Source organism: Flavonifractor plautii ATCC 29863 (assembly GCF_000239295.1).
Lineage (GTDB): Bacteria > Bacillota > Clostridia > Oscillospirales > Oscillospiraceae > Flavonifractor > Flavonifractor plautii.
In genome coordinates, this window is sequence record NZ_JH417753.1 from 1 (window position 1) to 5400 (window position 5400).

At 63.3% G+C, this 5400-nt stretch carries 5 protein-coding genes; 4 read left to right on the forward strand and 1 reads right to left on the reverse strand.

Annotated features, from left to right (window positions below; genetic code table 11):
* Positions 1–40: 40 nt before the first annotated feature.
* Positions 41–457: a hypothetical protein gene (locus tag HMPREF0372_RS08830; RefSeq protein ID WP_009260659.1), complete on the reverse strand. Its 417-nt coding sequence runs from the start codon at positions 455–457 to the stop codon at positions 41–43.
* 197 nt (positions 458–654) lie between these two features.
* Between HMPREF0372_RS08830 and murI the strand changes: the two genes are divergently transcribed.
* The 4 genes from murI (at position 655) to HMPREF0372_RS08850 (ending at position 5337) form a co-directional block, all read left to right on the forward strand.
* Complete coding sequence (gene murI, locus HMPREF0372_RS08835) at positions 655–1467, forward strand: glutamate racemase (RefSeq protein ID WP_007491086.1); 813 nt, start codon at positions 655–657, stop codon at positions 1465–1467.
* A gap of 85 nt (positions 1468–1552) precedes the next feature.
* Entirely contained in the window at positions 1553–1996 is a 444-nt protein-coding gene (locus HMPREF0372_RS08840; protein WP_007491088.1) for a YwiB family protein, read from the forward strand.
* A gap of 63 nt (positions 1997–2059) precedes the next feature.
* Entirely contained in the window at positions 2060–3808 is a 1749-nt protein-coding gene (argS, locus tag HMPREF0372_RS08845; protein WP_007491090.1) for an arginine--tRNA ligase, read from the forward strand.
* 251 nt (positions 3809–4059) lie between these two features.
* Entirely contained in the window at positions 4060–5337 is a 1278-nt protein-coding gene (locus HMPREF0372_RS08850; RefSeq protein WP_007491091.1) for a glycosyltransferase family 2 protein, read from the forward strand.
* The last annotated feature ends 63 nt before the right edge of the window (positions 5338–5400 follow it).

A 5400-nucleotide genomic window follows, 5' to 3' on the forward strand; every position in this document is an offset into this window, starting at 1 on the left:
GCGAACCGCGTATGCGGTTCGCCGCCCCTGTGTGTCTGGCCTATAGCTGGTCGCTGTCCACCAGAATGTTGTCAGTACCGTGCTGCTCGAACTCGGCAATATAGGCGTCAATGCGGCTGGACAGCTCCTCATAGTTGTTCTGGTCGATGGAGGCGTCCTCCATATCCCGGCGGGCCAGATCCTCGGCCAGGATATCGAAGAACACGTTGTTCTCATATTCCATGATCGCCTCGTGGATGCCGCCCTCGGCAAAGGCGCGGGAGGGCACCACCTCGCCCTGCCAGTCCTCGGCCAGCACGCCCATGCCCTCCTCCCGGGCCTTGGCAAAGAGCAGGCTCTCCACGTCGTCGTAATCCTTGAACCGGTCGTCGCCGCGGGTGGAGTTCAAAATCCAGTTGCCGATATAGGCCATATCCAGCAGGCGCCGGAATTGTTTGGTCGTCAGTTCCAGCTTCATCACACGAAACCTCCTCGCTGTCATGACGTTGCGGGGCGTGAACGGCCATCCCCTACCTCATATTATAGTCAGCCCCGCCAAAATGTCAAACGGGGAGAGCGTCGGAAAACATGAAAACGCCCCTTGTCTTCCGGTAAATTTTCGCATATCATTATACAGATAACAAATTTGCGCTCTTTTTATTAGGAGGAATCGCCTTGGATGACAGACCCATCGGCGTGTTCGACTCCGGCCTGGGCGGGCTGACCACGGTACGGGAGCTGTGCCGCCTGCTGCCGGAGGAGGATATCGTCTATTTCGGGGACACCGGACGGGTACCTTACGGCAGCCGCTCCCGGGAGACCATTGTGAAATACGCGCGGCAGGACGTGGCCTTCCTGCGCACCTTCGATCTCAAGGCTATCGTCATCGCCTGCGGCACCGTGTCCACCACCGCGCTGGACGTGCTGGCGGCGGAGAACCCCATCCCGGTCCTGGGAGTGGTGGCCCCGGCGGCCCGCGCCGCGGCCCGGGCCACCCGAAGCGGGAGCATCGGCCTCATCGGCACCCAGGCGTCCATCCGCAGCGGCGCCTACGAGCGGCTCATCCGGGCGGAGAACCCGGCGGCCCGGGTGCTGGCCCAGCCCTGCCCCCTCTTCGTGCCCCTGGTGGAGAACGGCCGCTTCCGCCCCGGCGACGTGGTCATTGAGACGGTGGCGGCGGAGTACCTGGCCCCGCTGAAGGAGGCGGGGGTGGACACCCTGGTGTTGGGCTGCACTCACTACCCCCTGCTGGAGAAGGTCATCGGGGCCTATATGGGACCGGAGGTGCGCCTCATCAACTCCGGGGCCGAGGGCGCCCGGGCGGCGGCGGACTGCCTGCGGGAGCGGGACGCCCTGGCCGGGCCCGGGCGGGGGAGCTGCCGCTGCTTCGTCAGCGACCGGCAGGAGGACTTCTCCCGCCTGGCCTCTACTTTCCTGGGCTGGGATGTGGCCCAGGCGGTGGAGCAGGTGGATATCAGCCAATATTGAGGGGAAAGCCCTTTACATCTGAGGCTCCATTGGGTATAATAATGTGCAATTTGCAGTTTGAACGTGGGACAAGGAAGGAACAACCATGGAGAACAACGTGATTATTTCCATCCAGGGAAAGCAGTCCTTTGAGGCACAGGGCGATGACACCATCGAGCTGGTCACGGAGGGCTGCCTGGAGCCCGACGGGGATGACGGCTACACCCTGAGCTATCAGGAGAGCGAGCTCACCGGCCTGGAGGGCACCCTGACCACCTTCCAGATCGAGCGGGACCGGGTCACGCTCCTGCGGGTGGGGGAGGTCAACTCCCAGATGGTCTTTGAGGAGGGGCGGCGGCATCTGTCCATGTACGATACTCCCTACGGCGCCCTGTCCGTAGGCATCAACACCCGCAAGATGCGGGCCGAGCTGGACGCCAGGGGCGGCAGCATCGAGATCGACTACGCCATCGAAATCGACCACGCGCTGGCGGGCCAGAACCTGTTCCGCATCCACGTGCGGGAGAAGGGGCCGGCCATCAAGCAGTGACTATCCCGCGCGGCGGCCGGCTGCGCGGCACACAGAGAGATGAATCGAAAAGGAGATAGAACCATGTCCAACATGATCCAGGCGGCCCGGGAGCAGGTCGCCGCTCTGACCCAGGCGGCCTATGAGAAGGCCGCGGCGGAGGGCCTGCTGCCCGCCGGCGCGGAGGTCAAGGCCACCATCGAGATTCCCAAGGATGTCACCCACGGGGATTACGCCTCCTCCTTCGCCATGGCCGGGGCCAAGGCCCTGCGCAAGGCCCCCCGCCAGATCGCCGAGGTGATCGTCAGCCATCTGGATCTGGCTGGGACCTTTTTTGACAAGGTGGAGATCGCCGGCCCTGGCTTCCTGAACTTTACCCTGGGCAGCAAGTGGTACGGCGGCGTGCTCGCTGACATCCAGGCTGAGGGGGAGACCTACGGCGCGGTGGACGAAGGCCGCGGCGAGAAGGTGATGGTGGAGTTCGTCTCCGCCAACCCCACCGGCCCCATGCACATCGGCAACGCCCGGGGCGGCGTGCTGGGCGACGCCCTGGCCGCCGTGCTGGAGCGGGCGGGCTACGACGTGTGGCGGGAGTTCTATGTCAACGACGCGGGCAACCAGATCCACAAGTTCGCCATGAGCATCGACGCCCGCTATCTCCAGTTGGTGCTGGGGGAGGAGAACGTCCCCTTCCCCGAGGACGGCTACCACGGCGACGACATCAAGGAGCTGGCCCGGGGCTTCTACGACCAGCACGGCGCCGGCTGGAAGGACAAGAGCGAGGAGGAGCGGCAGGCGGCCATGGCCGAGTACGGCCTGTCCGTCAACATCCCCAAGATGAAGGAGGATCTCCGCCGCTACAAGATCGAGTACGACGAGTGGTTCCTGGAGTCATCCCTCCACGACAGCGGCTATGTGGCCGAGACCGTGGAGCTGCTGGCCGGCAAGGGCTGGACCTATGAGAAGGACGGGGCCCTGTGGCTCAACACCACCGCCCTGCTCAAGCAGAAGTTCCTGGCCGAGGGCAAGAGCCAGGAGCAGGTGGACAAGCTCGACCTGAAGGACGACGTGCTCCGCCGGGCCAACGGCTTCTACACCTACTTCGCCGCCGACATCGCCTACCACCGCAACAAGCTGGAGCAGCGGGGCTTCTCCAAGGCCATCAACATCTGGGGCGCCGACCACCACGGCCACGTGGCCCGCCTCCAGGCTGCCCTGGACGGCCTGGGCCTGGACGGCTCCCACCGGCTGATCATCGTGCTGATGCAGCTGGTCAATCTCCTCCAGGACGGCCAGCCCGTCCGCATGTCCAAGCGCTCCGGCAAGGCCATCGCCCTGCGGGATCTGCTGGACGAGGTGAGCGTGGACGCCGCCCGCTTCTTCTTCAACTCCCGCTCCTCCACCTCCGCCCTGGACTTCGATCTGGATCTGGCGGTGCGGGAGGACAGCGAGAACCCGGTCTACTATGTCCAGTACGCCCACGCCCGCATCTGCTCCCTCATTGCCCGGCTGGCCGAGGAGGGACACCTCGTGCCCGACGCGGCGGCGGTAGACCCCGCCCTCTACGCCACGGCGGAGGAGAAGGCCCTTATCAAAACCCTGTCCCAACTGCCCGAGGTCATCCGCCTGGCCGCCCGGGATTACGATCCCTCCGGCGTCAACCGCTATCTGGTGACCCTGGCCGGGGAGTTTCACCGCTTCTACAATGCCTGCCGTATCAAGGGTGAGGAGGCGGCGGTGCTCGCCGCCCGCCTCAAGCTGGCCGACACGGTGCGCGCCGTCATCGCCAACTGCCTGGCCCTCATTGGCGTGGCGGCCCCGGAGAAAATGTAACAATCGCAAACGCGCGGCGCCGGGGGCCCCCGGCGCTGCGCGGCTGTGACGAACTGGGGAATCCTGTCAGTACAGCATGGCGGTTCCTTACATTTGTATAAAAGAAATAAAAACTTTTTCTTAATAATCTGTTAATTGGTATGTAACACTCTTGTAATCTTTTTGAAACGTGGTATGATAGGCACTACGCGCAAACGGGGCGTCTCCCGCAGCGCGTGCTCCATCCGCCCAAACTATGGAGGATTACAAGAATGACTATGTTGGAACTTGTCAAGCATCTCAATTTTGCTGTGGTGGTTCTGTTTACCCTGCTCTACCTGTACCAGGGCTTCTATGTGGTGGTGGGACTGGTTCGCCGCCGCTGGCAGGACCGGCACCAGCCAAGCCGCCTGCACCGCTTCGCCGTGATCGTATCCGCCCGCAACGAGGAGGGGGGCATCGGGGAACTGCTGGAGAGTCTGAACCGGCAGAATTACCCAAAGGAGCTGCTGGATCTCTATGTGGTGGCCGACAACTGCACCGACGACACCGCGGGGGCGGCCCGCCGGGCCGGCGCGTTCGTGTACGAGCGCTTCGACCAGGTACATAAGGGCAAGGGCTACGCCATGGACTACCTCTTCCGCCGCCTCAAAGAGGAGGGGAAGGACTGCTATGACGGCTACTTCGTCTTTGACGCGGACAATCTGGTGGACGCCAATTTTGTCGCCGAGATGAACCGCACCTTTGACCAGGGCTACGATGCGGTGACCTGCTACCGCAACTCCAAGAACTTCGCGGCCAACTGGATCTCCGCCGGCTACTCCATCTGGTTCCTGCGGGAGGCCCGGTTCCTCAACTTCCCCCGCACCCTGCTGGGCACCAACTGCCACGTGTCGGGCACCGGCTTCCTGGTGTCCGCCCGGGTCATCGAGGACAACGGCGGCTGGCCCTTCCACCTGCTCACCGAGGATATCCAGTTTTCCGTGGACTGCGCCATCCAGGGCAAGAGGATCGGCTACTGCGACAAGGCGGTGGTCTACGACGAGCAGCCCACCACCTTCCGGCAGTCCTGGGATCAGCGGCTGCGGTGGTCCAAGGGCTTCTACCAGGTGGACCGGGAGTACACCCTCCCCCTGCTGAAGGGCTGCTTCCGCCGGGGCCGCCTGGGCACTTCCTGCTACGACATGTTCGTGACGGTGGCGCCCGGCATGCTGCTCACCCTGCTGATGATTCTCTTTAACGGCGTGATCCTGGCCGCCTGCCTCACCCAGCCGGCCTATCTGGCCACCCGCATCATCCATGAGACTGTGGGCTTCATGGGCTCCGCCGTGTGGAATTTCTATGTGGGCCTGCTGTTCTACGGGCTGATCACGGTGCTGTCCGAGTGGCGTCACATCGATGCCGCGCCGGTGCAGAAGCTGGGGTATGTCCTCACCTTCCCGATCTTTATGTTTACCTACATTCCCATTTCCATTGCCGCACTGGTGCAGAAGGTGGAGTGGAAGCCCATCTACCACACCGCCACTAAGAAAATCAACGAGCTGGGATAAACAAAGAGGGGCCGCGGATACTCCCGGCCCCCCTTTGTTTTTGTCTATATGAGGCTTGTAGGT

Bases quoted from the DNA above. Each gene is read 5' to 3' on its own strand.
- HMPREF0372_RS08830 (WP_009260659.1), bottom strand. From the start codon at position 457: ATGAAGCTGGAACTGACGACCAAACAATTCCGGCGCCTGCTGGATATG.
- HMPREF0372_RS08840 (WP_007491088.1), top strand. From the start codon at position 1,553: ATGGAGAACAACGTGATTATTTCCATCCAGGGAAAGCAGTCCTTTGAG.
- argS (WP_007491090.1), top strand. From the start codon at position 2,060: ATGTCCAACATGATCCAGGCGGCCCGGGAGCAGGTCGCCGCTCTGACC.
- HMPREF0372_RS08850 (WP_007491091.1), top strand. From the start codon at position 4,060: ATGACTATGTTGGAACTTGTCAAGCATCTCAATTTTGCTGTGGTGGTT.